Below are 25,802 nucleotides of genomic sequence, written 5' to 3' on the forward strand. Positions count from 1 at the left end.
CGCCTACGAGTTCGACCCGGTCGCCGAGAAGTACATCCCCGTCGACCCGATGGACAAGGCCCGCTGGTACCCGACCCTCGTCGGCCTGGACGACGGCCGCGTCCTCGCCGCCTCCGGCCTGGACGACGTCGGCATGATCGACCCGGGCGACAACGAGATCTACGACCCGAAGACCAAGAAGTGGTCACCGGGCCCCAAGCGCTACTTCCCCACGTATCCCGCCCTCTTCCTCACCAAGGGCGGCAAGCTCTTCTACTCCGGTTCCAACGCCGGTTACGGCCCCGCCGACCAGGGCCGCGTCCCCGGCCTGTGGGACCTGGAGACCAACACCTTCCAGAAGGTCCCCGGCCTCACCGACCCCGACCAGCTCGAAACCTCCGCGTCCCTCCTCCTGCCCCCCGCGCAGGACCAGAAGGTGATGGTGCTGGGCGGCGGCGGGGTCGGCGAGTCGAAGAAGTCGACCCCGCGCACGGCCGTCGTCGACCTCAAGGAGGACAACCCGGCCTTCAAGCCCGGCCCCGACCTCCCCCAGGGCACCCGCTACCTGAACAGCGTGATCATGCCGGACGACACCGTCTTCACGTCCAACGGCTCCGAGGACTACCGCGGCCGCAGCGCCAGCAACATCCTCAAGGCGCAGTTCTACGACCCGAGGACCAACGCGTTCAAGGAGGCCGCCGCGCCCGCCGTGGGCCGCAACTACCACTCCGAGGCGCTGCTGCTGCCCGACGGCCGGGTCGCCACCTTCGGCTCCGACCCGCTCTTCGACGACCAGCAGAACACCAAGCTCGGCCACTTCGAGCAGCGGATGGAGGTCTTCACCCCGCCGGCGCTGCACCGCGACACGGCCGCCCGCCCGGCCCTGAAGGACGGCCCGGAGACCCTCGACGCCGACCACCGCGTCACCTACCGCACCGACCACCCCGACCGGATCGCCGAGGCCCGCCTGATGCGCCCGAGCGCGGTGACCCACACCACCGACGTCGAACAGCGCTCCATCGCACTCGACGTGACCAAGAAGGGGAAGTCGGTCACCTTCGACATCCCCGAGGACCGCACCCTGGTCCCGCCCGGCTGGTACATGCTCTTCGTCACCGACTCGGCCGGCACCCCGTCGAAGGCGAAGTGGATCAAAGTCGAGTAGACCAGGTCACTCCGCATCACGGGCATCACCGGCACCACGGGCGTTACGGGCCAGCCCCAGCGCGTACTCCGGCCACCACCGCCCGGCGTCCGGCCCGCCCGCGCAGGTGCCGTCCGACTCCCCGGGCCGCTTGATCCACAGGTACGCGTCGACGACCGGGTCCCCGGTGTCGGTGGTCGGCCGGGTGCCCAGCGCCCGGCCGGGCGGGTTGCACCAGACGCCGGGCAGCGGCCCGTTGCCGTTGCGGCTGGTGTCGATCACGAAGTGCTTGCCGCCCAGCCCCTGGGACAGCTTCTTGCCGTACGCCGTGGTGTCGGCGTTCGTCTGGAAGTTGGAGACGTTGAGCGCGAAGCCGTCGGCCGCCTCGATCCCGGCCCGCTTCAGCGGCTCGACCAGCGCCCAGGGGTCCTTGATCCAGGAGGGGTTGCCCGCGTCGAGGTAGACCTTGGTGTGCGGCTGCTCCTTCAGCCGGGTGATCGCCTCGCCCAGCAGCCGCTCCCGCTCGGCGTGCAGCTCGCCGGGCGTGCAGCCGTCGACGATGTGCGCGACGGCGTCGGGCTCCAGCACCACCAGGGCCTTGGCGTCACCGATGGCGTCGGCGAACTTCCCGATCCACTGCCGGTAGGCCGCCGCGCCGGCCGCACCTCCGGCGGAGTGCTGGCCGCAGTCGCGGTGCGGGATGTTGTAGGCGGTCAGCAGGACCGTCTTCCCCGCCTTCGTCGCCGCCCGGGTGGCCCTGCGCACCAGCGGCGTCGGGTCGATCTCGCCGGCCGGCCAGAGCGCGGCGGGCTGCCCGGCGATCCGCTGGAGGAGTTCGGCGTCCTGGGAACGGCCCTGGCGCTGCCACTGCCGGCCCTGCCGGGCGGCGGGGCTGTCCGGGTCGACCCAGAAGTCGGAGCCGGCCGCCTTCCGGGAGGGGACCGCGGCCACGGACGCCTCGTCGACGTCGGCCGCGGAGGAACAGCCCGCCGCGAGCCCGAGGGCGGTGACGGGCGCGAGGGTGCGGATCAGCCGGAACATGCTGCTCCCTGAAGCAGAGGAAAGAAAGCGTAACGATCCACCGCGCATCGTTACATACCGGGCGCGTCGCCCCTCGCATCGCCATGCCCGCGACCGAGTACGCCACTGACCGGCGACCGGCGACCGGCGACCGGCGACCGGCGACCGGCGACCGGCGACCGGTGACCCCGACCAGCGGCCGGCGGCCGCGACCAGCGACCGGGGAGCGCGACCAGCGGCCGGCGACCGTGTTTCGGACCGGCCGGCGGCCCGGCGCCGCCCGGTCCGAAAAGCGGGACGGAGCTGACCGGCATGTGACCGGCCGGTAAGGTCTGATGCCGTGCCGAAGCCCCTCAGTCTCTCCTTCGACCCCATCGCCCGCGCCGACGAAAGCTGGAAGCGCCGCTGGGGCAACGTGCCCTCCATGGCCGCCATCACCTCGATCATGCGGGCCCAGCAGATCCTGCTGGCCGAGGTCGACGCGGTGGTCAAGCCGTACGGGCTGACCTTCGCGCGGTACGAGGCGCTGGTGCTGCTCACCTTCTCCAAGTCGGGCGAACTGCCGATGTCCAAGATCGGCGAACGGCTCATGGTCCACCCCACCTCGGTCACGAACACCGTCGACCGCCTGGTCACCTCGGGCTTCGTCGCCAAGCGCCCCAACCCCAACGACGGTCGCGGCACCCTCGCCTCGATCACCGACAAGGGCCGCGAGGTGGTCGAATCCGCCACCCGCGACCTGATGGCCATGGACTTCGGCCTGGGTGCCTACGACGCCGAGGAGTGCGGCGAGATCTTCGCGATGCTGCGCCCGCTGCGGGTGGCCGCGGGCGACTTCGAAGAGGACTGAGCCGGGGGCGGGGCGCCGCAAGATCGCCCGGAACGCCTCGTTACGCTCGTACCCATGAAAAAGAGCGTGCTGACCCGCTACCGGGTCATGGCGTACGTCACCGGTGTCCTGCTGATCCTGCTGTGCCTCGGCATGATCGGCAAGTACGTGCTGGACATGAACGGTGCCGACGACTTCACCCGCGTCGTCAGCATCGCGCACGGCTGGCTCTACGTCATCTACCTCGTCTTCGCCTTCGACCTGGGCGCCAAGGCGAAGTGGCCGGTCAAGAAGCAGCTGTGGGTGCTGCTCGCTGGGACCATCCCGACGGCCGCGTTCTTCGTCGAACGCAGGATCACCCCGGAACTCCAGGCGAAGTTCACCGAGGCCGGCGGTCCCGCGCCCGTCAAGGCGTAGGGCACCCGCCGCCACCGCCGTACACACGTACGGCGGTTTGCCGTCGACAGATACTAGGACGTCCTAGTAAATTCGAGGGTATGGACGCTGACGCCATAGAGGAGGGCCGCCGACGCTGGCAGGCCCGGTACGACGCGGCGCGCAAGCGCGACGCGGACTTCACGACGCTCTCCGGTGATCCCGTGGAGCCGGTGTACGGCCCCCGCCCCGGGGACACCTACCAGGGCTTCGAGCGGATCGGCTGGCCGGGCGAGTACCCCTTCACCCGTGGCCTGTACCCGACCGGCTACCGGGGCCGGACCTGGACGATCCGCCAGTTCGCCGGTTTCGGCAACGCCGAGCAGACCAACGAGCGCTACCGGATGATCCTCCGCAACGGCGGCGGCGGCCTCTCGGTCGCCTTCGACATGCCGACGCTGATGGGCCGCGACTCCGACGACCCGCGCTCGCTCGGCGAGGTCGGCCACTGCGGGGTGGCCATCGACTCGGCCGCCGACATGGAGGTCCTCTTCCGCGACATCCCGCTCGGCGACGTCACGACGTCGATGACGATCAGCGGCCCGGCCGTCCCCGTCTTCTGCATGTACCTGGTCGCCGCCGAGCGCCAGGGCGTCGAACCGTCCGTGCTGAACGGCACGCTCCAGACCGACATCTTCAAGGAGTACATCGCCCAGAAGGAGTGGCTCTTCCAGCCCGAGCCGCACCTGCGCCTGATCGGCGACCTGATGGAGTACTGCGCGGCCGGCATCCCCGCCTACAAGCCGCTCTCCGTCTCCGGCTACCACATCCGCGAGGCCGGCTCCACGGCCGCGCAGGAGCTGGCGTACACCCTGGCCGACGGCTTCGGGTACGTGGAGCTGGGCATCTCCCGCGGCCTGGACATCGACACCTTCGCGCCCGGCCTGTCCTTCTTCTTCGACGCGCACGTCGACTTCTTCGAGGAGATCGCGAAATTCCGCGCGGCCCGCCGCATCTGGGCCCGCTGGATGCGCGACGTGTACGGGGCGAGGTCGGAGAAGTCCCAGTGGCTGCGCTTCCACACCCAGACCGCCGGCGTCTCCCTCACCGCGCAGCAGCCGTACAACAACGTGGTCCGTACGGCGGTGGAGGCCCTGGCGGCCGTGCTGGGCGGCACCAACTCCCTGCACACCAACGCCCTCGACGAGACCCTCGCCCTCCCCTCCGAACAGGCGGCGGAGATCGCCCTGCGCACCCAGCAGGTCCTGATGGAGGAGACCGGCGTCGCCAACGTGGCCGACCCGCTCGGCGGCTCCTGGTACGTCGAACAGCTGACGGACCGGATCGAGGCGGACGCGGAGAAGATCTTCGAGCGGATCAGGGAGCGCGGGCTCCGGGCGCACCCCGATGGGCGGCACCCCATCGGCCCGATGACCTCCGGCATCCTGCGCGGCATCGAGGACGGCTGGTTCACCGGCGAGATCGCCGAGTCCGCCTTCCGCTACCAGCGGTCGCTGGAGAAGGGCGACAAACGGGTCGTCGGCGTCAACACCCACACCGGCTCCGTCACCGGCGACCTGGAGATACTCCGGGTCAGCCACGAGGTGGAACGGGAGCAGGTGCGGGCGCTGGGCGAGCGCAGGGCCGGCCGCGACGACACCGCCGTACGCGCCGCCCTCGACGCCATGCTCGACGCGGCCCGCTCCGGCGCCAACATGATCGAGCCGATGCTGGACGCGGTACGCGCGGAGGCGACCCTCGGGGAGATCTGCGGGGTGCTGCGGGAGGAGTGGGGGGTGTACACGGAGCCGGCGGGGTTCTGACCCCCAGGCCCACCCCGGGGCCTACTCGGCCGGCCGGGAGGTCAGGCCCGACAGCAGGACCCGCGTGAAACCCCGTACCCACGCCTCGTCCGCGGGCTCCGCGCTCACCAGCGTCCGGTGCACCACCGCGCCCGCCACCACGTCGAAGATCAGGTCCACCGTGCGGGCGGCCTCGTCCGGGTCGGGCTGGGGCGGGAGTTCGCCGCGGGCCTGGGCGCGGGCGCGGCCCTCCAGGACCAGGCCCTTCTGGCGTTCCACGATCGAGCGGCGGATGCGTTCGCGCAGGGCGGGGTCGCGGGTGGACTCGGCGACGACCGCCATCAGGCCGCTGCGGGCCTCCGGGCGGTCCAGGATCGACGCGAACTGGAGGACCACGCCCTCGATGTCGGCGGCCAGGCAGCCGCAGTCGGGCAGGCGGAGTTCGTCGAACAGCTCGGCGACCGCGTCGACGACCAGCTCGTTCTTGCCCGACCAGCGGCGGTAGAGGGTCGTCTTGGCGACCCCGGCCCGTGCCGCCACGTCGCCCAGCGTCAGTTTCGACCAGCCCAGCTCGACCAGTGCCTCCCGTGTCGCGGCCAGGATCGCGGCGTCGGCCGCCGCACTGCGCGGGCGGCCGGAGCGACCGGCGGGGGAGCGGTTCGGCATCCCTCGACCATATCCGCGGGTTTGGCGGGGGATGCCGTGAGGGAGATCACCAAGGGGCCGTATCGCGGGGGGTGCGCAGGGTATTACGCTACGAGTCGTAGCGAAAGCGAGGGTGACCTCAGGCTGGAGCGACGACCACCGGCGCCAGGTGGGGACCTGGCGCCGAACAGCACACTTCGGAGCGGGTTTCAGGCCGCTTTTCACGGACGCGCGCGGTACGGGGGAGGATAGGCGCATGCAGCCACGGAACATGTCCATGAGCGGGGTCGTCGACCTCGCCGCGGTGAAGGCGGCCCAGGAGGCCAAGGCCAAGGCGGAGCAGGCCCGCGCCCAGGCCGCGCAGCAGGGCGGCGGGGGTGCCGTCTCACCCGCCGATCTCGTCATCGACGTCGACGAGGCGGGCTTCGAGCTCGATGTCCTGCAGCGGTCCACCGAGGTCCCGGTCGTCATCGACTTCTGGGCCGAGTGGTGCGAGCCCTGCAAGCAGCTGAGCCCGGTCCTGGAGCGGCTCACCGTCGAGTACAACGGCCGGTTCGTGCTCGCCAAGATCGACGTCGACGCCAACCAGATGCTGATGCAGCAGTTCGGCATCCAGGGCATCCCGGCCGTCTTCGCGGTGGTCGCGGGGCAGGCGCTGCCGCTCTTCCAGGGTGCCGCAGGCGAGGCCCAGATCCGCCAGACCCTGGACCAGCTGGTGCAGGTCGCCGAGCAGCGCTTCGGCCTCACCGGCCTGGTCGTCGACCCCGAGGCCGACCCGGGCGCCGCCCAGCAGGCCCCCGCCGCCCCGGCCGGACCGCACGACGCCGCGCTGGAGGCCGCCGTACAGGCCCTGGACGCGGGCGATCTGGGTGGCGCGGTGCGCGCGTACCAGAACGTACTGAACGAGGACCCGGGCAACATGGAGGCCAGACTCGGTCTCGCCCAGGCCGAGTTGCTCCAGCGGGTGCAGGACCTGGACCCGCAGCAGGTGCGCAAGGACGCCGCCGACAAGCCCGCCGACGTGCGGGCGCAGATCGCCGCCGCCGACCTCGATCTGGTCGGCGGTCATGTGGAGGACGCCTTCGGGCGCCTCATCGACACGGTGCGGCGTACCTTCGGCGACGAACGGGACGCCGTACGGGTGCGGCTGCTGGAGCTGTTCGAGGTCGTCGGGGCCGACGACCCGCGGGTGACGGCGGCCCGCCGGGCACTCGCCCGCGCCCTGTTCTGACCGGACCCGCGCCTTCCCCGACCGCCCGGCCGACGATCTTCCGGCCGGGCGGTGCCCGAGTGAAGAGAAACGTCGGCGGAGCCGCAGGACGGCCGTGCTTTACCGAAACTTGGTAATCGCGGCCGCTGTTACTGCGAGTAAGTCATCGGCAGGGGAGTGTCGGAATCTGTCCGGCGAAGAACGGTTTTGTCCCGTCGCCCGGAGACACCCAGCGTCGCGGGGCGGGACCCCTGCGTCGACCCATGGTTATCGCGCCGTTACTAGCCAGTAACGGCGCCCCTTGTGCGGGCGGCGAGAATGCACCACGATCGGCCACGCTCGGTCCGTTCCCGTACCCCGACAGCCAATCGGGTCACGGGCTTCCTGGGTCCCCACCGAGCAGGACCGGCGGCAGTGGAGCCGGCCCTTGGACAGGGGGGTCTTCGCCCTTTTTCGGCGGAGCCTGTCCGCAAGGTTGTGCGTGATGCGTGTCAGGCGCGACCAGTGGTTGTCGCTCGGGGGTGATCGCCGGTGATTCGGGCGCGTGGTGCGCGCCGTCGACCGCGGGCGCTCTCCTTCCCGAGGACGTAGCACTTCTCCCATCCCTGCCCGGCCGAGCCGCCGTCTGGGGGCGAGCCGAGGCCAGGAGATGTACGTCCGAGAAGGAGGAAATATGGAGTCCCAAGTGCGTGGTGGGACCAGATGGAAGCGGTTCGCTGTGGTCATGGTGCCCAGCGTCGCCGCGACGGCCGCGATAGGCGTCGCCCTGGCGCAGGGGGCGCTCGCCGCTTCGTTCAGTGTGTCGGGGCAGCAGTTCAAGGTGACGGCCAAGGAGCTCACCGGTCACGGGTTCTCGCAGTACGGGGCCTACAACGACGGCGCGAGCGGCCGTAACGCCGTGGCCGTCTCCGCGTTCACCTCCGCCGAGATCGACAAGCTGTGCCAGTCGGTCGTGACGAAGGTCCCGCTGCTGGGTCCCATCACCCTGCGGCTGGAGGCCGGCGACACGTCGCAGAAGCAGGAAGCGGTCTACGCCGAGCAGCTGTACATCGACGTCGCGGATCTGCAGGCGGACGCCACCTTCAAGAACATCGACATCGGTGTGGCGGCCGGGTCCATCAACAAGGGCCCCGGCCAGAAGAAGGCGGAGGTCGACAGCGAACGGGCCAACCCGGGCGGCTTCGCCCAGCAGGCCGACGAGGCCGTGCTGACCGACGTGAAGCAGACGGCGTGGGCCACCACCGCCGGAACCTTCAAGCTCAGCGGTCTGCACATGTCGCTCAAGAAGGGCGACGGCGAAGGCATCGAGTGCTACTGAGCCCTCGCTGACGGGCGGGGGCCGGCCGCGCCCCCGCCCGTTCACCCCCACATCACCACCACAGCAACGCTGTATCCAGGGAGCTGTTTTCCATGAACGCCGAGAGTCCTGTCGCCGCCGGCCAGTTCACCCGCCGTAGGCAGCAGTTCCGAGACTGGCGGGGCACCCGGCCGTTCTGGGCCGGTCTGCTCGTCCTGCTCGGTGGCTTCCCGATCATGTACTTCCCGTACGCGAACCTGAAGTTCGGCAATCTGACGGTGGCCATGTCCACCACGGCCGGTGCCGGCTCTCTGATCATCGGCGTGCTGCTGGTCGTCCTCGGCGTCAGCCTCTGGTTCCAGAAGCACGTGCGGACCTTCGCCGGCGTCGCGGCGATCCTGCTCGCCCTGGTGTCCATCCCCGTGTCCAACTTCGGCGGCTTCGTCGTCGGCTTCATGCTCTCGCTCGTCGGCGGGGCCATGGCCGTCTCGTGGGCGCCGGGCATACCGGCCGAGCCGCAGCCGGCGCAGCTGACCAGGGAACGGGGCGATGTCCCCGGGGGCGCGGTGGAGGAGCCGAACCATCTGTCAGGAACGAGCCCGGCCAACGGGGCGAACGGGAGGCGAAGTGCCGGCTGACGAGGTGACTCACGGGGCTGACGCGGAGGCGTCCCGCGTGAGAACCGGGCCGCGCCACGCGGCACCCAGGAAACCGTTGTTCACCAGGTTCCATGTGCCGGCCGGCAAGGCGATAGCCCTGGCGGCGATGCCGACGGCGGTCCTCATGGGGATGGGGTTCACGCCGACGCTGGCCGCCGCGGACGGCAACGACCAGACGTCCACGTCGAAGAGCCTGACGGCCGACGAGTACAAGGCCTGCGTGGAGGCGCTGACGGGCGACGGGGACGACAAGGACGACAAGGGCGATGCCTCGGCGTCGGCCACGGCGTCGCCCTCGGCGAGCGCGAGCGGGGCCGGTGAGGCCGACGACGGCACGGAGCCGAGCCCGTCCGAGACGGACACGGGCGCGGGCGCGGGTACGGGTGCGGGTGCGGACTCGGGCTCGGGAGAGAAGGCCGGCTCCTCCTCTTCGTCGGATTCAGGTTCCGACGACAAGGACAAGGAAGAGGCCGAGCCCGAGCCGTCCGCCACCACCACCGGGTCCTCCGCCTCCCCGTCGGCCACCGCTAGCGGCGGCGGCGTGCTCGAAGGCATCGGTGACGCCCTTGAGGATCTCTTCACCGGAGGCAAGAGCACCGAGGAGTCCGCGAGCGCCACGACCACCCCGTCGGCCACCCCCTCCGCGTCCGCCTCGGCCTCCGCCGGCCCGTCCGGCTCCGGCGGGGACGAGGGCGCCCCCTCCGACGCAGCGGACGAGGCGTCCGAGGCGGTACGGGACGCCGAGGAAACCGTCGACGAGGCCACCGCCTCGCCCACCACCGGCGGCACCGACACCGGCACCGGCACGTCCACCAGCCCCACCCCCTCCGCGAGCGCGAGCGCCAGCGCCTCCACCGACCCGGCCGTGGACTGCCCGATCGCCACCGACGCCGAGGGCGGTGTCGACAACACCCTCCCTTTGCCGAACCGCCCCTGGGAGCTGGAGGCCAGCTCGCTCACCCTGAAGGGCGCCTCGTACAAGGGGATCGTCGAGGTGCGGACGGCCGACGGGACCACCAAGAAGGTCCTGAAGTACGTCATCTCCAACGGCACCGACATCGGCGACCTGCACCAGATCGTGCACGACGAGACGACCGGCAGGACCCACCACGTGCAGGCGGCCGAGGGCTCCACGTCCACGATCCGCGACGGCGACACGGTGATGTACACGGAGAGCATCTCCGGCAACCTGCTGGGGCTGATCCCGATCACCTTCGACCCGGAGCACCCGCCGCCGCTGGACATCCCGCTGATCTACTTCACGAACGTGAAGGTGGTGCAGGCGGGACAGTTCGGCGGGACCCTGACCGTCCCGGGGCTGCACCAGTACATGACCGACTGAACGACACCACAGACCCGTCCGGGAGCCGCACAACACCGAGGGCGCCCCCTGCCACAGGGGGCGCCCTCAGTGACGTACGGCCGAAGGGTCAGCCGCGGACGGCCTCGCCCAGGTGGTGGACTCGGACCATGTTGGTGGTGCCGGGGACGCCGGGGGGCGAACCGGCGGTGATCACCACGATGTCACCGGGGTTGAAGCGGTTGAGCTTCACCATCTCCTGGTCCACCAGGTCGACCATCTCGTCGGTGGAGTTGACGAACGGCACGACGTGCGACTCAACGCCCCAGCTCAGCGCCAGCTGGTTGCGGGTCGACTCGTCGGTGGTGTACGCGATGATCGGCTGGACCGCGCGGTAGCGGGACAGCCGGCGGGCGGTGTCGCCGGACTGGGTGAACGCCACCAGGCCCTTGCCGCCGAGGAAGTCGGCGATCTCGGCGGCGGCACGGGCCACCGAACCGCCCTGCGTGCGCGGCTTCTTGCCCGGGACGAGGGGCTGCAGGCCCTTGGAGAGCAGCTCCTGCTCGGCCGCCTGGACGATCTTCGACATCGTCTTGACCGTCTCGATCGGGTACGCGCCGACGCTCGACTCCGCCGACAGCATGACCGCGTCCGCGCCGTCCAGGATCGCGTTGGCGACGTCGGACGCCTCGGCGCGGGTCGGGCGGGAGTTGGTGATCATCGACTCCATCATCTGGGTCGCGACGATCACCGGCTTGGCGTTGCGGCGGCACAGCTCGATCAGGCGCTTCTGCACCATGGGGACCTTCTCGAGCGGGTACTCGACGGCCAGGTCGCCGCGGGCGACCATGACGGCGTCGAACGCCGCGACGACGTCCTCCATGTTCTCGACCGCCTGCGGCTTCTCCACCTTGGCGACGACGGGGACGCGGCGGCCCTCCTCGTCCATCACGCGGTGCACGTCCTGGACGTCCTTGGCGTCCCGGACGAAGGAGAGCGCGACCAGGTCGCAGCCCATGCGCAGCGCGAAGCGGAGGTCCTCGATGTCCTTCTCGGACAGCGCGGGGACGTTGACGGCCGCGCCGGGCAGGTTGATGCCCTTGTGGTCGGAGATGACGCCGCCCTCGATGACGATCGTCCGCACCCGGGGGCCCTCGACCTCGGTGACCTTCAGCTCGACGTTGCCGTCGTTGATGAGGATCGGGTCGCCCTTGGCGACGTCACCGGGCAGGCCCTTGTACGTCGTACCGCAGATCGTCTTGTCGCCCGGGACGTCCTCGGTGGTGATGGTGAACTCGTCACCGCGCACCAGCTCGACGGGACCCTCGGCGAAGGTCTCCAGGCGGATCTTCGGGCCCTGGAGGTCGGCGAGCACACCGATGGCCCGGCCGGTCTCCTTCGCGGCGGCCCGGACCCGGTCGTACCGGCCCTGGTGCTCGGCGTGGGTGCCGTGGCTGAAGTTGAAGCGGGCCACGTTCATGCCGGCCTCGATCAGCGCGACGAGCTGCTCGTGGGAGTCGACCGCGGGGCCGAGAGTACAGACGATTTTCGAACGGCGCATGGGGCGATCCTATCGGTTTGTTTCGCTCCGGAATATTCCGCCTGGCGGAACGTACATATGGGCGCGGGCATGCTCACCCGTGTATTTATCGGCTGTTCTTTTCGACCAGCGCGTACGTCTGTGTCGCGATCTCCAATTCCTCATCCGTCGGCACCACCGCGACCTTCACCCGCGCGCCCTCGGGGGAGATCAGCCGGGGGCCGTCGCCGCGTACGGCGTTCAGCTCGGCGTCGACCGCCAGGCCCAGTCCCTCCAGGCCCGCCACGGCCGCTTCCCGTACCGGTGCCGCGTTCTCGCCGACCCCGGCCGTGAACGCGACCGCGTCCACCCGCCCGAGAACGGCGTAATAGGCGCCGATGTACTTCTTCAGACGGTGAATGTAGATGTCGAAGGCGAGCTTCGCCTCTTCGTCCCCGGCGTCCACGCGGCGCCGGATCTCCCGCATGTCGTTGTCGCCGCACAGACCGAACAGGCCGCTCCTCTTGTTGAGGAGAGTGTCGATCTCGTCCGTGGACATTCCGCCAACGCGCTCCAAATGGAAGATGACCGCCGGGTCCAGGTCTCCCGACCGGGTACCCATCACCAGTCCCTCCAACGGCGTCAGCCCCATGGAGGTGTCCACGCACCGGCCGCCCTCGACCGCGGAGGCGGAGGCGCCGTTGCCGAGGTGGAGGACGATGACGTTCACGTCCGCCGGGTCCTTGCCCAGCAGCCGGGCGGTCTCGCGGGAGACGTACGCGTGCGAGGTGCCGTGGAAGCCGTAGCGGCGGATGCGGTGCCGGTCGGCGATCTTCGGGTCGATCGCGTAGCGTGCCGCCGACTCCGGCATGGTCGTGTGGAACGCCGTGTCGAAGACCGCGACCTGCGGCAGCTCGGGGCGCAGTGACTGCGCCGTGCGGATACCGGTCAGGTTGGCCGGGTTGTGCAGCGGCGCCACCGGGATCAGGCGCTCGACCTCGGTGAGCACCTGGTCGTCGATGAGGGTGGGCTCGGTGAAGAACATGCCGCCGTGCACCACCCGGTGCCCGATCGCGGCCAGCTCGGGGGAGTCCAGGCCCAGACCGTCGCGGGACAGCTCCTCGGCGACCGCCTTGAGGGCGGCCTCGTGGTCGGCGATCGGGCCGTTCTGTTCCCGGGTGTCGCCGTTCGTCACGTGGGTGTGCTTCAGCCGGGAGGTCTGCTCGCCGATCCGCTCGACCAGGCCCACCGCGAGGCGGCTGCTGTCCCGCATGTCCAGCAGCTGGTACTTCAGCGACGAGGAGCCGGAGTTGAGGACGAGGACGCGGGTGGGGGAGCTGCTCACTGTTCGGAAGCCTTCTCGATGGGGGACTGGGCCTGGATGGCCGTGATGGCGACGGTGTTCACGATGTCCTGCACCAGCGCGCCGCGGGAGAGGTCGTTGACCGGCTTGCGCAGGCCCTGGAGGACCGGGCCGACGGCGATGGCGCCGGCCGATCGCTGCACGGCCTTGTAGGTGTTGTTGCCGGTGTTGAGGTCGGGGAAGATCAGCACGGTGGCCTGCCCGGCGACCTCGGAGCCGGGGAGCTTGGTCGCGGCGACGGACGGTTCGACGGCGGCGTCGTACTGGATGGGGCCCTCGATCATCAGGTCGGGCCGGCGGGAGCGGACGATCTCCGTGGCCTCGCGCACCTTGTCGACGTCGGCGCCGGAGCCGGAGGTGCCGGTGGAGTACGACAGCATCGCGATGCGCGGCTCGACGCCGAACCGGGCCGCCGTCGCCGCCGACTGGACGGCGATGTCGGCGAGCTGCTCGGCGTTCGGGTCGGGGTTGACCGCGCAGTCGCCGTAGACGAGCACCTTGTCGGCCAGGCACATGAAGAAGACCGAGGAGACGATCGACGCGTCCGGCTTGGTCTTGATGATCTCGAAGCCGGGGCGGATGGTGGCGGCGGTGGAGTGCACCGACCCCGACACCATGCCGTCGGCCAGGCCCTCCTGCACCATCAGGGTGCCGAAGTAGTTGACGTCGGAGACGACGTCGTAGGCCAGCTCCACGGTGACGCCCTTGTGGGCGCGCAGTTCGGCGTAGCGCTCGGCGAAGCGGTCGCGCAGGTCGCTGGTGGCCGGGTCGATCAGCTGGGAGTCGCCGAGGTCGATGCCGAGGTCGGCGGCCTTCTTGCGGATCTGCTCGACCGGGCCGAGCAGGGTCAGGTCGCACACGCCCCGGCGCAGCAGCACCTCGGCCGCGTGCAGGACGCGCGGCTCGGTGCCCTCGGGCAGGACGACCCGGCGCAGGTTCGAGCGGGCCTGCTCCAGGAGCTTGTGCTCGAACATCATCGGCGTGACGCGGTCGCTGCTCGGGGCCTGGACGCGCTTGTCGAGGGCGGCGGTGTCGACGTACCGCTCGAACAGGCCGAGGGCGGTCTCCGCCTTGCGCGGGGTGGCCGCGTTCAGCTTGCCCTCCAGGGAGAACAGCCGCTCGGCGGTGGGGAAGCTGTTGCCCGGCACGGACAGGACGGGGGTGCCGGGGGCGAGGCGGGCGGCGAGGGTGAGGACGTCGTCGCCGGGCACCTCGTCCAGGGTGAGCAGCACACCGGCTATCGGCGGGGTGCCGGCGCTGTGCGCGGCGAGCGAGCCGATGACCAGGTCGGCGCGGTCGCCGGGGGTGACGACCAGGCAGCCGGGGGTCAGGGCGCCGAGGAACTTGGCCAGCGAGGCGCCGCCGAAGACGAAGTCCAGCGCGTCCCGGGCCAGGCCCGAGTCGTCGCCGAGGACCACCTTGGCGCCGAGGGAGTGGGCGATCTGGGAGACGGTGGGCGCGGAGAGCGCGGGCTCGTCGGGGACGACGAAGCAGGGCGCCGGGAGCAGCCCGGCCAGCCGCTCGGCGATCAGGTCCCGGTCCTCGCGGGCGACCCGGTTGGTGACCATGGCCAGCACGTCGCAGCCGAGCGAGTCGTAGGCGCGGAAGGCGTTGCGGGTCTCGGCGAGGACCGAGTCCGCGGCCTGCTTGCGCCCGCCCACCACCGGGATCACGGAGGCGCCGAACTCGTTGGCGAGCCGGGCGTTGAGCGACAGCTCGTCGGGGAACTGGGTGTCCGCGAAGTCGGTGCCGAGGACGAGGACCACGTCGTAGTCGCGGGCGACCAGGTGGAAGCGGTCGACCAGGGCGGAGACCAGTTCGTCGGCGCCCTGCTCGGCCTGGAGGGCGGACGCCTCCTGGTAGTCCATGCCGTAGACGGTCGCCGGGTCCTGGGAGAGCCGGTAGCGGGCGCGCAGCAGCTCGAAGAGGCGGTCGGGGCCGTCGTGGACGAGGGGACGGAAGACGCCGACCCGGTCGACCTGGCGGGTCAGGAGTTCCATGACCCCCAGCTCGACGACCTGGCGGCCGTCGCCGCGGTCGATACCGGTCACGTACACGCTGCGCGTCACGCGTGCTCTCCGTTCCGTCGGGTCCGTCGTGTCTGTCGTTCCATCGGTTTCCGTCGCTGTTCCCCGCCGTTCCCTCGTCAAAAGGGCGGCGTTAAAAATCGCCCACCAAGGTGAGCGGAACCCTCTTGACAATACCTCTCGTGGTAGATAAGGCGCCCGTCAATGTAGCGTCGGCGGTGTTCCGCGGGACGTGAAACAATCGACAGTGCCTCACCGGTGCCGACAGGGAGCAGGAGACACAGCACGATGCGAATCGGAGTTCTCACCGCAGGCGGCGACTGCCCCGGACTGAACGCCGTGATCCGGTCGGTCGTGCACCGAGCGGTCGCGCAGTACGGCGACGAGGTCATCGGCTTCGAGGACGGCTACGCCGGCCTGCTGGACGGCCGCTACCGCGCCCTCGACCTGAACGCCGTCAGCGGCATCCTCGCCCGCGGCGGCACCATCCTCGGTTCCTCCCGGCTGGAGCGCGACCGGCTCCGCGAGGCCTGCGAGAACGCCGCCGACATCGCCCGTGACTTCGGCATCGACGCGCTGATCCCGATCGGCGGCGAGGGCACGCTGACCGCGGCCCGGATGCTGTCGGACGCCGGGCTGCCGGTGGTCGGCGTGCCGAAGACGATCGACAACGACATCTCCTCCACCGACCGCACCTTCGGCTTCGACACGGCCGTCGGGGTGGCGACGGAGGCGATGGACCGCCTGAAGACCACGGCCGAGTCGCATCAGCGGGTGATGGTCGTCGAGGTCATGGGCCGGCACGCCGGCTGGATCGCGCTGGAGTCCGGCATGGCGGCCGGCGCGCACGGCATCTGCCTGCCCGAGCGGCCCTTCGACCCCTCCCACCTGGTCAAGATGGTCGAGGAGCGGTTCGCCCGGGGCAAGAAGTTCGCGGTGATCTGCGTCGCCGAGGGCGCCCACCCCGTCGAGGGCTCCATGGACTACGGGCACGGCGAGATCGACCAGTTCGGCCACGAGCGCTTCCAGGGCATCGGCACGGCACTGGCGTACGAGCTGGAGCGCCGGCTCGGCAAGGAGGCCAAGCCGGTCATCCTCGGCCACGTCCAGCGCGGCGGCACGCCCACCGCGTACGACCGCGTCCTCGCCACCCGCTTCGGCTGGCACGCCGTGGAGGCGGCGCACCGGGGCGACTTCGGCCGGATGACGGCGCTGCGCGGCACCGACGTGGTGATGGTGCCGCTGGCCGAGGCGGTGACCGAGCTGAAGACGGTGCCGAAGGACCGGATCGTCGAGGCGGAGTCGGTCTTCTAGGGCGTTCTGGGGCTTTCCGGGGCTTCCTCATCCTCAGGTTTACCAGGGCTTCCTGGGGCTTCTTGGGGCTTTCTAGGGCCCGCCGGCCCCGGTCTCCTTCTCGACCGCCGTCCAGAAGTACTCCAGGACCCGGTCGCGCAGGTCGAGGCCGCCCGGGGTGGCCAGGCGGGCCTGGTACTCGGCGTGCAGGTCGCGCAGGACGTCCTCCACCAGGGCCCGGTCCAGGGGTACGAGCTTGGCGATGCCCCGGGCGTGTCCCTGCCAGCGGGTGGTCACGGCTTTGCGCAGCAGTTCGGTGAGCCGCTCGTCCTGCCCGGTGACGGTGACGTACTCGGGCGGCGTCAGGCCGAACAGGTCGATGAGCGCCGCCGACTGGCGGTCGGTGCCCCGCCAGGCGTCCTTCTCCTCCAGCCGCAGATAGGCGCGCGCGTCGACGCCGACCGCGCGGGCGACGTCCTCGGGGGCGAGGCCGTGCGCGAGGCGGTGTTCGCGCAGAGTGCGGGGACGGGCGAGGAGATCGGTCGGCGAGCACCACAACGTGCCCGCGAGGGCGGTGAGTTCGGAGTCGGAGGGGCCGGCCTCGCCCCGTTCCCAGGCGAGGACCAGATCCGGGCCGACGTACGGCAGTCCGTAGGAGACCCGCATGTCGCGGGCGACGTGTTCGGGGCCCATGCCGAGGGCGATGCGTAACCGGTGGGCGGCCCGGGGGTCGAAGGGGGACGCGGGCTGGTCGGGCTGGTCCGGGAGGGCTTCGGGTCGGGGCACGGGCCACAAGGTAAGGGGCCGTACGGCCTTTGACTACGGTCCGTTCGGCCAGGAACACGGATCGTAGGAACCTACTGAACCTGTGAATTCCCGTTAAGGGCTACGAGGCCCCCGCCCGCGGTCCGCCCGCCGCCCCCGTCACCCCTTGACGGCACCTCCCAGCGCGAAGCCGCCGCCCAGGCGCCGGGAGATCAGTACGTAGAGCAGGATCACCGGCGTCGAGTAGACGATCGAGAACGCGGCGAGCTGCCCGTACGCCACCATGCCGCGGTTGCCGAAGAACTCGTTGATGCTGACCGAGGCCGGCATCTGGTCCGGGGTGAGCAGCAGCATGAAGGGGACGAAGAAGTTCCCCCACATCATGACGAACGAGAACACCGTCACCACCGCCACCCCCGGCCCCATCAGCGGCAGCACGATCCGCAGCAGGGACTGTGACGACGACGCCCCGTCGGTCCAGGCCGCCTCCTCCAGCTCCCTCGGGACCCCGTCCATGAAGTTCTTCATCAGCCAGATGGCGAAGGGGAGCTGGGAGGCGGCGAAGAAGAAGATCGTGCCCTGGAATGTGTCGATGAGGTTCACCCGGACGAACAGGGCGTACACCGGCACCATGATCGCCGTGATGGGGAGGGAGGTGGCGAAGAGGACGGTGAGGAGGAAGGGGCGGTTGAGGCGGGAGCGGAACCGGGAGAGCGGGTACGCGGCGAGCGCCGCGCACGCCACCGTCAGCGCCGTCGCGCCGCCGCACAGGATCAGGCTGTTGAGCAGCGGGGTGAAGGTGATGTCGGCGGTGAGGATCGCGTCGAAGTGGTCGAGCGTGAGACCGTCGGGGGCTTTCACCCTCAGCCCCGCGTGCGGGTCCAGGGCGGACAGCACCACCCACAGCAGCGGCAGCGCGAACGCGGCGACGGCCACCAGCAGCCCCGCGTCGGCGGCCAGCCGGCGGCTCGTCCGCCGGGAGGCGAGCGTACGGGCCATGACTCTCACACCTCCGTCCGCAGCAGCCGCAGGTACACGACCGAGAACAGCGACCCGATCAGCAGCAGGAGCAGGGCGACCGCCGTGCCGTAGCCGATCAGGCTGTTCTGGAACGCCTGCTCGTACATGTACAGCGGCAGCGTCTGGCTCCTGCCGCTGGGCCCGCCCCGCGTCATCACCCAGATCAGCCCGAAGACGGAGAGGGTCTGCAGGGTGTTGAGCATCAGGTTGGTGGCGATGGAACGGCGGATCATCGGCAGGGTGACGTGCCACAGCCGACGCCACCCGCCCGCCCCGTCGACCTCCGCCGCCTCCGTGACCTCCTTGGGGATCTCGTCGAGCGCGGCGGAGTAGACGAGCATCGAGAACGCCGTGCCCCGCCACACGTTGGCGAAGGACACCGCCAGGATGGGGAGGGTGAACAGCCAGTTCTGGGCGGGCAGGTGGAGCCAGTCCAGTACGGCGTTCAGGGTGCCCTCGCGGCGGAAGAAGGCGTACAGCAGGAACCCCGCGACGACCTCCGGCAGCACCCACGCGGTGACGACGACCCCGCCGGCCAGCGTCCGCACCGGCTTCGACGCCCGCCGCATCAGGGAGGCCAGCGCCAGCCCCAGGGTGTTCTGCCCGACCAGCGACGACAGCACCGTGAACACCAGCGTCAGCCATACGGCGTCGAGGAACGCGTCGTCCTGGAAGGCGCGTCGGAAGTTGTCGAACCCGACGAACGACTCCTCGGCCTGACCGGTCAGTTGAAGGTCGGTGAAGGCGATGACGACGCAGTAGACGATCGGGCCGGCGAGGAAGAGCAGCAGCAGGACGGTGGCGGGGGCGACGGGGAGCGCCCGGACCAGGGTCCGGCGCGCTGCTCGACTCACTTGTCGACCACCTGGTCGTCGGTGGCCTCGCGCAGGGCGCTGTCGTAGTCGCGCACCGCCTCCGCCACCGACCGGTCACCGGTCGTCACGCCCTCCATGGCCTCCTGGATGGCGGTGGAGACCTTCGGGTACGCCGGGTAGGCGGGCCGGTAGTGGGTGTGGGCGACGAGGCCGGTGAAGAACGCGGTGCCGGGCTGGGCGTCGACGTAGGCCGGGTCGGCGGCGACGTCCTCGCGGACCGCGATGCCGGAGTTGGCGACGTACCACTTCCGGGCGTTGGCCTTGGTCTGCATGGTCTTGATGAACTCGAAGGCGAGGCCGGGGTTGCTCGCCCTGGCCGGGATCGACCAGGCCCAGCCGCCCGACATGCTGACCTTGCCGGGTGCCTGCCCGTGCTGGGTGGGCATGGCGGCGAGCCCCAGTTCCTCGGACCACTCGGGCCACTCGTGCCCGCTCCCCGGCAGCCAGTCCTGCGGCAGCCAGGACCCGTCCAGCGCGATGCCGAGCTTGCCCTCGGGCAGCAGTTCGCCCCGCACCCTGGTCATGATGTTGGGGTCGAGCGCGTCGGACACCTCGGGGCCGAGCTTCTCCTCGTACACCGTCTCCACGAAGGAGAGGGCGTCCTCGAACCCCTTCCCCGGGGTGATCCACTTCTTCGACGCCTTGTCGTACAGCGGGTCTCCGCTTCCGTCACCGGTCCCGTACAGCAGCATCTGGAAGCCCTGCATGGTGGCGCCCTCGCCGACGGGCTTGCCGGTGTAGACGTTGAGGGGGATCACGCCGGGCACCTTCTCCTTGATGGTGCGGGCGGCGGCCAGCAGGTCGTCCCAGGTCCTCGGCTGCCAGTCGGCGGGCAGCCCGGCCCTGGCGAAGACGTCCTTGCTGAACCACAGCCCCCGGGTGTCGGTCCCGTCCGGGACGCCGTACGTCTTCCCGTCCTCGCCCCGCGCCGCGGCCTTCGCGGTGTCGATGAACCGGTCCCAGTCCTTCCACTTCGCCAGATACGGATCGAGGGGCTTCAGATACCCGCTGGTGATGTCCGAGTTGATGAGGAAGGTGTCCTCGTAGACCAGGTCCGGCGCGGTCTTCGGGGACCGCAGCATCTGCTGGACCTTGGTGTAGTACTCCGAGTCCGGGGCCTTCACGGGGACGAGGTCGACCTTCTTGCCGGGGTGCGCCTTCTCGAACTGCTTCTTGACGCCGGCGAGGTAGTCGTCCATCACCTTGACGGAGTTGTCCGTGGACTGCTTGAAGGAGACCTTGAGCGTGTCGGGATCGTCACCGGAACCGCCGGAGCAGGCGGTGAGGGCGGTGGCGGCGAGGGCGGAGGCGAGGAGCAGGGCAGGGGCGGATCGCACGGGTACGACCTCCTGGTGGCCTACGTCGTTGTGGCCGGGATGGCTGCTCGGTGAACGTAGGAGGAATCGTCAGGCCGGGTCAATGCGTGTGCGGGGGATGGGGAGGTACGGCCGTGTGATCGGATCGCTCACCGGCGATGACTTCGCTCCGGCGCGAGAGTCTTCTCCGGGAGCGCCCCCACCGGGGCCACCGCAGTTCACGAACTCTGACGATCTCTGACAGGAGTGCACCGCCCCATGACTGATCCGGCACGGACAGCGGACCGCGACCGCGCGACCGGCATATGGCCTTCGATCCACGCCGAGCGCGCCGCGCTGGCGGCGGATCTCGCGGAGCTGACGGACGAGCAGTGGGAAACGCCGTCGTTCTGCGCCGGGCTGACGGTACGTCAGGTACTGGCGCACCTGACGGCGGGCGCGAGCCTCACCACCGTGCGCTGGCTGGCGGGGGTGATCCGCTGCCGGTTCGACTTCGACAAGCAGGTGGCCGTACGACTGGCGGAGCAGCTCGGCGCGGGCCCGGACGAGACCCTCGAACGCTTCCGGCGCATCGTCCCGAGCACCACCAAGCCGCCCCTGCCCGCCATCGCCATGCTGGGCGAGACGATCGTCCACGGCGCGGACATCCGGCGCCCGCTGGGCATCCGCCGTGCCGGTCCGGTCGGGGTCGTCACGGAGGTGGCCGAGTACTACGCGGGGACGGACATGGTGGTCGTCGCCAAGGGGCGGATCGGCGGCCTGAGGCTGGTGGCGGACGACGGTCCGTTCACCACCGGTTCCGGAGCCCTCGTGACCGGTCCCACCCTGGCCCTGGTGATGGCGATGACCGGGCGCGCGGCGTACTGCGACGACCTCGAAGGCGAGGGTGTGGAGCTGCTCCGGGGTCGCTGCGGGTGACACTCAGTGCCATAGTGGAGGGATGACTTCTTCCGTCGGCTCTTCTGTCGCCTCGGGTGCATCGCAGGCTTGGGTGGCACTGGGTGCCGATTCCTCCTTGCTCGACCGGGTGTCCTACGGCGGTCCGTCCGGGGGGCTGCCGGCGCGGCTGCCCGTCATGGAGCTGGCGCGGGCCACCGTCGCGGTGTGCTCGCTCGCGGCCGCCGAGCTGACGTCCCTGCGCACGGGACGGCCCGTGCCCCGGGTACGGGTGGACGACGAGGCGGTCGCGGCGGCGTTCCTCAGCGACCGCCTGGTGCGGGTCGACGGGCGGGCGTGGTCGACGTTCGCGCCGCTGTCCCGGTTCTGGCGGGCGGCCGACGGGTGGGTCCGTACGCACGCCAACTACCCGCACCACCGGGCCCGTCTGCTCGCCGCCCTCGGGGTCCCGGGGGACGCCGGCGAGGAGGCGGTGGACGCGGTGGACGCGGTGGACGCGGTGGCACGGGCGGTCGCGGGGCGTCCCGCCCTGGAGGTGGAGGAAGCCGTGTACGCGGCGGGCGGCCTGGCCGTCGCGGTACGCGGCCCGGGGGAGTGGGCCGGCACGGAGCAGGGCGTCCTGGTCGCGGAGCGACCGCTGCTGACGGCCGCGCGCCTCGACGACGCCCCGCACCGGATGCTCGCCGACGCCGCGCTGCCGTGCGCGGGGCTGCGCGTCCTGGACCTGACCCGTGTACTGGCCGGGCCCGTCGCCACACGGACGCTGGCGCTGCTCGGCGCGGACGTGCTGCGGATCGACGCCCCGCAGCTGCCGGAGAGCCAGGAAGCCCACGAGGACACGGGCATGGGGAAACGGTCGGCCACCCTGGACCTGGCAGACGCCACCGGCCGCCGGGTCTTCGAGGAACTCCTGCATGAGGCCGACGTGGTGGTCACCGGGTACCGGCCGGGCGCGCTGGACCGGTTCGGGCTGTCACCCGAGGCGCTCGCGGGGCGCCGGCCGGGTCTCGTGATCGCCCAACTCTCCGCGTGGGGGCATGACGGCCCGTGGCGCGAGCGCCGCGGTTTCGACAGCCTGGTCCAGGCGGCCACCGGCATCGCCCGACTGGAGGGCTCGCCGGACGCGCCCGGCGCGCTGCCCGCCCAGGCGCTCGACCACGGCACCGGCTATCTGCTGGCGGCCGGGGTGCTGCGCGCCCTCACCGAGCAGCAGCGCACGGGGGGCACCCGCCTGGTCCGCCTGGCCCTGACACGGACCGCGCACTGGCTGGTCCACGACCTGGCCCCTGCCCCGGGCGAGAACGACGGCTTCGACGCCGGACGCAGGCTGACCGAGACGGACAGCCCCATGGGCCGACTGCGGCACGCGCTGCCGCCGGTGGCGTACGAGGGGGGCCCGGTGAACTGGGCGCGCCCGCCGGGGCTGTGGGGGACGGATGCGCCGGTCTGGGGCGGCGCCTGACGGAAACCTTCGGTTGTTGCGTCCAGCGCGCGTCCTCGGCCCGCACAGCCCCGCCCTCTTCGCCGACGGTGCACACCGGCTCCACGGCGAGCCTTGCGGTGTCGTCGACGACGGCACTTCGGCCGGGGACCGTGTCCCGAACCGGCCGCCGCCCCGTTCGCGGGTGCCTCGGGCAGTGACGGACAGCCCCGGCCCGGCGGGATGACGAAACCCCGCATCGGCCGTTCCTCTCGGACATGACCACCTCCGGCCATCACCTCAGGGGTGGCTCAGGCTGTGGCTCGGGCTCGGGCTCGGGCTTGGGCATCGGCCGAATGGTGCGCTCGGGCGGGGGCTGACATCTCGCCGCGTCCGGTCGGGGACCGATGGGTCGCGTGCGGGGCAGCGCAGGGATCGCTCCCCCGGCTGGCTGCCGGGGGCCAGGTAACCCGTCGTCGGAAAACGTGAGCAGGTGGGGGGTGAATGTCAGGAGGGCGCTCAAATGAGTGAGGGGAGGACAGCGGGGTGGGAGTTGTCCACGTTCTTCGTGGCTGGTGTTGTGTCCGGGAGCGGCTGCCGGGCTGCCTTGAAATCGCAGGGTGCCCTACGCGTTCTGCCGACGTTCGCGGTCATCGTGGTGGACGCGCCGCCACTCGCGACGCGGCCGAGCTGCCCAACGTCACTGTGCAGTTGATGCCTCTGGACGGCACCCCGAACCCCGGCGTCGTCGGCGGTTCCACGGTCACGTCCTTTCCACAACCCATGCCGCTCGTAGTGCTCTTGGGAGAACCTCGGAGGCGCGACTTGTGTCGAGGGCGACGACGCGACGCCTTTTGCCAGAGCCTTCGAACGCATCCGCGCGGCGGCCCTTCCGGTGGAGGACTCGCTCGCCAAGACCGCCGAACTGGAGGAGAGGCACCGGAAGTGACCCGTCCCAAGACCGAGCCGTACGCGTACGACCTCACCGGTGCGATATGGCGGAAGGCTTCCGCCAGTGGTCCGGAGCACCATTGTGCCGAAGTCGCCGGACGCCCCGACGGCGCCAGGGCCGTCAAGGACTCCCAGAACCCCGAGGGCCCACCCCTCTGCTTCACCGCTGCGGGGTGGGCCGCCTTCCGAGCCGGGGTCATGGCCGGCGAACTGTGATCACCGGCTGTCTGTCCGCCCGGGGTCAGGCCGTCTTCGACGGCCTTTCGCGCAGGGCGTCCACGACCGCGCGCTCCAGGACCGCCGACGCGCCGACCAGGGCGCCCTTCTCGCCCAGGGTGGTGTCCTTGACGAGGACGCGCTGTGTGCCCAGGTACTCCAGGGTGGCCGGGTCGAAGATCCAGGTGGTGCGCTCGCCGATCCGGGGGTCGACGCGGGCCACGCCGATGCCGTGCCGGCCGGCCAGGTCCACCACGTCGGGGTCCTCGGTCACGCCGGGGATCTTCGCCACGGCCCGGTAGAGGGCCGACGCGGTCTTCGGCGGCATCACCGTCTCCCCCAGCAGCCCACCGATGGCGTCGAAGGCGTCCTGCGCCTCGTCGCGGTCCTCGGCCGGGGTGTCGCGTGCGTCCTGGTCCTTGGTGATCTCGGTGCTGAGTCGCTGGAGCAGGGCGTCGGGGTCGGTGGGCAGCGAGGCCAGCCACGCGTACGTCGGCCGGGTGATGCCCGCCGGCTCGCCGACGGCGGGCTCGCCGTCCGGGACGCCGACCTCGATCCCGAGGTACGAGTCGTCCTGGTGGATCAGGCCGACATCGATCACCGGCTCCGACTTCTGCGACATCCAGACCTCACGGTGGCTGGTCCCGGTCAGCGTGATCGGGCCACCGAACTCGCCCTCGGCGTCGGTCTGCAGTGACTTGACGTACACGAACTGGTCCTCGGCGACCGTCTGCGCGTCGCTCCGCGCGGCGACCGAGGCGATCCGGCCGAGCAGCACGGCCGCGTCCCGCGAGGCCGTGGACGCGGAACTCGTGCCCGCGGCGGACGGCGCCGGGGCGTTGTCCTGGCCGGTCACGGAGAGCGTGGTCAGCAGCAGCCCGCCCAGCGCCAGACCGGCGGCGGGCAGGAGAACGGCGGGGCGCAGGAGGCGGGGGCGGGGACGGGGGGTGGCGCGGTCGCCGTCCTGGTCGATCAGACGCATCAAGGTGTCCTTGTGGTGGAGATGACGGCCCGGGGGGAGGTCCCGTTCGGCCGGGGCCGGCAACAGCCGGGCCAGCTCCTCGCGTTCGGCCCGTTCGGAGCCAAAGGCACGGTCGTTCATCAGGCTTCCTCCTGGATGGGCAGGGCCACGAACGCGGCCCTGCTCTCTACCTCTCCGCGGCCGGGGCGGGGTTCCCGGCCGGATCGGACCCCTGCCGCGGGGCGTGCTCGCCGCGCGGTCCCGTCCGGTGCCGGGCCGGGCCGTTCGTCGGTGAGCCGGCGCAGCCGGCTACGGGCACGGGACAGCCGCGACCGCACGGTGCCCACCGGGACGCCCAGGGCCTCGGCGGCCTCGGCGTAGTCCAGGCCGGACCAGACGCACAGGACCAGCACCTCGCGCTCCTGGCGGCGCAGTCCGTCCAGTGCCTGCCGGACGGCGGCGAGCCGCCGTGTGTCGTCGACGTGTCCGGCCGTGGCGTCCGCGATGTCCGCCACCGGTTCCTGGACGGGGCCGCGGGCCAGGAAGGCCAGGCGCCGCCGGACACCGCGGTTGGCGTTGCGTGCCTTGTTCGTGGCGATGCCGAGCAGCCACGGCCGCAGTGAGCCGCCCTCCGGCTCGACGGCGCGACGGGTACGCCAGGCCGCCAGGAAGGTGTCGGACAACACCTCCTCCGCCGTCGGCCAGTCGCCCGTCAGCCGGTAGGCGTGGTTGTAGACCGCCCGCGCGTACTCCTCGTAGAGCGCGGCGAACGCCTCGTGGTCGCCCGCTCTGACCCGTGCGCGCATGCGCTCCCGATCTTCCTGTTCATCACAGCTCACACCCCCTACCTCTCCGGCCGGGCCGCGGCGTTCCGGTGACCCGCGTCACAGCGGTACCGGCGGGGGTGTCCGACCGCGGG

23 protein-coding genes are annotated in these 25,802 nt (G+C 71.1%); 12 read left to right on the forward strand and 11 right to left on the reverse strand.

Annotated elements, in window-relative coordinates; translation table 11 throughout:
* Positions 1–1,144 (forward strand): kelch motif-containing protein (locus J7I94_RS33430; protein ID WP_215173320.1); only part of this gene is annotated, 1,144 nt, incomplete at its 5' end.
* 6 nt (positions 1,145–1,150) lie between these two features.
* Here J7I94_RS33430 and J7I94_RS33435 read toward each other — a convergent pair.
* Positions 1,151–2,164 carry a glycoside hydrolase family 6 protein gene (locus J7I94_RS33435; protein WP_215173322.1) on the reverse strand — a complete coding sequence of 338 codons (1,014 nt, stop codon included), beginning with the start codon at positions 2,162–2,164 and terminating at the stop codon, positions 1,151–1,153.
* Between the two features lie 319 nt (positions 2,165–2,483).
* On the opposite strand from J7I94_RS33435, the gene J7I94_RS33440 reads away from it, so the two are divergent.
* The 3 genes from J7I94_RS33440 (at position 2,484) to J7I94_RS33450 (ending at position 5,170) form a co-directional block, all read left to right on the forward strand.
* Positions 2,484–2,993 (forward strand): MarR family winged helix-turn-helix transcriptional regulator, encoded by a 510-nt coding sequence (locus J7I94_RS33440; protein ID WP_215173324.1) that lies wholly within the window; start codon positions 2,484–2,486, stop codon positions 2,991–2,993.
* Between the two features lie 54 nt (positions 2,994–3,047).
* Positions 3,048–3,389, forward strand: a complete 342-nt coding sequence (locus tag J7I94_RS33445; protein ID WP_215173326.1) for a DUF3817 domain-containing protein — start codon at positions 3,048–3,050, stop codon at positions 3,387–3,389.
* A gap of 80 nt (positions 3,390–3,469) precedes the next feature.
* Positions 3,470–5,170: a methylmalonyl-CoA mutase gene (locus tag J7I94_RS33450; RefSeq protein ID WP_215173328.1), complete on the forward strand. Its 1,701-nt coding sequence runs from the start codon at positions 3,470–3,472 to the stop codon at positions 5,168–5,170.
* Between the two features lie 21 nt (positions 5,171–5,191).
* On the opposite strand, the gene J7I94_RS33455 is transcribed toward J7I94_RS33450, so the two are convergent.
* Positions 5,192–5,815 carry a TetR/AcrR family transcriptional regulator gene (locus J7I94_RS33455; RefSeq protein ID WP_215173331.1) on the reverse strand — a complete coding sequence of 208 codons (624 nt, stop codon included), beginning with the start codon at positions 5,813–5,815 and terminating at the stop codon, positions 5,192–5,194.
* Positions 5,816–6,050: 235 nt separating this feature from the next.
* Here J7I94_RS33455 and J7I94_RS33460 point away from each other — a divergent pair, with 235 nt between their 5' ends.
* The 4 genes from J7I94_RS33460 to J7I94_RS33475 all read left to right on the forward strand — a co-directional run bounded on the left by J7I94_RS33460 (position 6,051) and on the right by J7I94_RS33475 (position 10,302).
* On the forward strand, positions 6,051–7,025 hold the full coding sequence (locus J7I94_RS33460) for a tetratricopeptide repeat protein (RefSeq protein WP_215173333.1): 975 nt from the start codon (positions 6,051–6,053) through the stop codon (positions 7,023–7,025).
* Between the two features lie 652 nt (positions 7,026–7,677).
* The gene (locus tag J7I94_RS33465) at positions 7,678–8,322 is read left to right on the forward strand and encodes a DUF6230 family protein (protein WP_215173335.1); all 645 of its coding nucleotides are present in this window, start codon (positions 7,678–7,680) and stop codon (positions 8,320–8,322) included.
* 92 nt (positions 8,323–8,414) lie between these two features.
* A complete protein-coding gene (locus tag J7I94_RS33470; protein WP_215173337.1) occupies positions 8,415–8,939 on the forward strand; it encodes a DUF6114 domain-containing protein in 525 nt (174 codons plus the stop codon).
* Complete coding sequence (locus J7I94_RS33475) at positions 8,929–10,302, forward strand: hypothetical protein (RefSeq protein WP_215173339.1); 1,374 nt, start codon at positions 8,929–8,931, stop codon at positions 10,300–10,302. Before J7I94_RS33470 ends, J7I94_RS33475 begins: the two co-directional genes overlap by 11 nt.
* 88 nt (positions 10,303–10,390) lie before the next feature.
* On the opposite strand, the gene pyk is transcribed toward J7I94_RS33475, so the two are convergent.
* From pyk to pta, 3 genes are all read right to left on the reverse strand, one after another.
* Complete coding sequence (pyk, locus tag J7I94_RS33480) at positions 10,391–11,821, reverse strand: pyruvate kinase (RefSeq protein ID WP_215173340.1); 1,431 nt, start codon at positions 11,819–11,821, stop codon at positions 10,391–10,393.
* Between the two features lie 85 nt (positions 11,822–11,906).
* A complete protein-coding gene (locus J7I94_RS33485; protein WP_215173342.1) occupies positions 11,907–13,124 on the reverse strand; it encodes an acetate kinase in 1,218 nt (405 codons plus the stop codon).
* Positions 13,121–15,211 carry a phosphate acetyltransferase gene (gene pta / locus J7I94_RS33490; protein ID WP_215173344.1) on the reverse strand — a complete coding sequence of 697 codons (2,091 nt, stop codon included), beginning with the start codon at positions 15,209–15,211 and terminating at the stop codon, positions 13,121–13,123. Before pta ends, J7I94_RS33485 begins: the two co-directional genes overlap by 4 nt.
* A gap of 246 nt (positions 15,212–15,457) precedes the next feature.
* Here pta and J7I94_RS33495 point away from each other — a divergent pair, with 246 nt between their 5' ends.
* Positions 15,458–16,483 (forward strand): ATP-dependent 6-phosphofructokinase, encoded by a 1,026-nt coding sequence (locus J7I94_RS33495; protein WP_215173351.1) that lies wholly within the window; start codon positions 15,458–15,460, stop codon positions 16,481–16,483.
* 72 nt (positions 16,484–16,555) lie between these two features.
* Here the strand turns inward: J7I94_RS33495 and J7I94_RS33500 are convergent, their stop codons facing one another.
* The 4 genes from J7I94_RS33500 to J7I94_RS33515 all read right to left on the reverse strand — a co-directional run bounded on the left by J7I94_RS33500 (position 16,556) and on the right by J7I94_RS33515 (position 20,459).
* Entirely contained in the window at positions 16,556–17,257 is a 702-nt protein-coding gene (locus J7I94_RS33500; protein WP_251076130.1) for a helix-turn-helix transcriptional regulator, read from the reverse strand.
* 129 nt (positions 17,258–17,386) lie between these two features.
* Positions 17,387–18,226 (reverse strand): carbohydrate ABC transporter permease, encoded by an 840-nt coding sequence (locus J7I94_RS33505; protein ID WP_215173355.1) that lies wholly within the window; start codon positions 18,224–18,226, stop codon positions 17,387–17,389.
* Between the two features lie 5 nt (positions 18,227–18,231).
* Entirely contained in the window at positions 18,232–19,101 is an 870-nt protein-coding gene (locus J7I94_RS33510) for a carbohydrate ABC transporter permease (protein WP_215173357.1), read from the reverse strand.
* Positions 19,098–20,459 (reverse strand): extracellular solute-binding protein, encoded by a 1,362-nt coding sequence (locus J7I94_RS33515; RefSeq protein ID WP_215173359.1) that lies wholly within the window; start codon positions 20,457–20,459, stop codon positions 19,098–19,100. The genes J7I94_RS33510 and J7I94_RS33515 overlap by 4 nt, the downstream gene beginning before the upstream one ends.
* A gap of 237 nt (positions 20,460–20,696) precedes the next feature.
* On the opposite strand from J7I94_RS33515, the gene J7I94_RS33520 reads away from it, so the two are divergent.
* The 3 genes from J7I94_RS33520 (at position 20,697) to J7I94_RS39410 (ending at position 23,922) form a co-directional block, all read left to right on the forward strand.
* Entirely contained in the window at positions 20,697–21,356 is a 660-nt protein-coding gene (locus J7I94_RS33520) for a maleylpyruvate isomerase family mycothiol-dependent enzyme (protein WP_215173361.1), read from the forward strand.
* Positions 21,357–21,378: 22 nt separating this feature from the next.
* Positions 21,379–22,797: a CoA transferase gene (locus J7I94_RS33525; RefSeq protein WP_215173362.1), complete on the forward strand. Its 1,419-nt coding sequence runs from the start codon at positions 21,379–21,381 to the stop codon at positions 22,795–22,797.
* Positions 22,798–23,700: 903 nt separating this feature from the next.
* Entirely contained in the window at positions 23,701–23,922 is a 222-nt protein-coding gene (locus tag J7I94_RS39410; protein WP_215173364.1) for a DUF397 domain-containing protein, read from the forward strand.
* Between the two features lie 25 nt (positions 23,923–23,947).
* Here J7I94_RS39410 and J7I94_RS33535 read toward each other — a convergent pair whose 3' ends face one another.
* Positions 23,948–25,024 carry a CU044_5270 family protein gene (locus J7I94_RS33535; RefSeq protein WP_215173366.1) on the reverse strand — a complete coding sequence of 359 codons (1,077 nt, stop codon included), beginning with the start codon at positions 25,022–25,024 and terminating at the stop codon, positions 23,948–23,950.
* On the reverse strand, positions 25,024–25,689 hold the full coding sequence (locus tag J7I94_RS33540; RefSeq protein ID WP_215173368.1) for an RNA polymerase sigma factor: 666 nt from the start codon (positions 25,687–25,689) through the stop codon (positions 25,024–25,026). The genes J7I94_RS33535 and J7I94_RS33540 overlap by 1 nt, the downstream gene beginning before the upstream one ends.
* Positions 25,690–25,802 lie beyond the last annotated feature (113 nt).

Origin of the sequence: Streptomyces sp. ISL-12 (assembly GCF_018614415.1) — a bacterium.
Taxonomy (GTDB): domain Bacteria; phylum Actinomycetota; class Actinomycetes; order Streptomycetales; family Streptomycetaceae; genus Streptomyces.

Excerpts from the sequence above, each read along its gene's own strand:
- J7I94_RS33435 (WP_215173322.1), bottom strand. The coding sequence starts at position 2,164 with ATGTTCCGGCTGATCCGCACCCTCGCGCCCGTCACCGCCCTCGGGCTC.
- J7I94_RS33445 (WP_215173326.1), top strand. The coding sequence starts at position 3,048 with ATGAAAAAGAGCGTGCTGACCCGCTACCGGGTCATGGCGTACGTCACC.
- J7I94_RS33450 (WP_215173328.1), top strand. The coding sequence starts at position 3,470 with ATGGACGCTGACGCCATAGAGGAGGGCCGCCGACGCTGGCAGGCCCGG.
- J7I94_RS33455 (WP_215173331.1), bottom strand. The coding sequence starts at position 5,815 with ATGCCGAACCGCTCCCCCGCCGGTCGCTCCGGCCGCCCGCGCAGTGCG.
- J7I94_RS33460 (WP_215173333.1), top strand. The coding sequence starts at position 6,051 with ATGCAGCCACGGAACATGTCCATGAGCGGGGTCGTCGACCTCGCCGCG.
- J7I94_RS33465 (WP_215173335.1), top strand. The coding sequence starts at position 7,678 with ATGGAGTCCCAAGTGCGTGGTGGGACCAGATGGAAGCGGTTCGCTGTG.
- J7I94_RS33470 (WP_215173337.1), top strand. The coding sequence starts at position 8,415 with ATGAACGCCGAGAGTCCTGTCGCCGCCGGCCAGTTCACCCGCCGTAGG.
- pyk (WP_215173340.1), bottom strand. The coding sequence starts at position 11,821 with ATGCGCCGTTCGAAAATCGTCTGTACTCTCGGCCCCGCGGTCGACTCC.
- J7I94_RS33495 (WP_215173351.1), top strand. The coding sequence starts at position 15,458 with ATGCGAATCGGAGTTCTCACCGCAGGCGGCGACTGCCCCGGACTGAAC.
- J7I94_RS33505 (WP_215173355.1), bottom strand. The coding sequence starts at position 18,226 with ATGGCCCGTACGCTCGCCTCCCGGCGGACGAGCCGCCGGCTGGCCGCC.
- J7I94_RS33520 (WP_215173361.1), top strand. The coding sequence starts at position 20,697 with ATGACTGATCCGGCACGGACAGCGGACCGCGACCGCGCGACCGGCATA.
- J7I94_RS33525 (WP_215173362.1), top strand. The coding sequence starts at position 21,379 with ATGACTTCTTCCGTCGGCTCTTCTGTCGCCTCGGGTGCATCGCAGGCT.
- J7I94_RS33535 (WP_215173366.1), bottom strand. The coding sequence starts at position 25,024 with ATGAACGACCGTGCCTTTGGCTCCGAACGGGCCGAACGCGAGGAGCTG.
- J7I94_RS33540 (WP_215173368.1), bottom strand. The coding sequence starts at position 25,689 with ATGCGCGCACGGGTCAGAGCGGGCGACCACGAGGCGTTCGCCGCGCTC.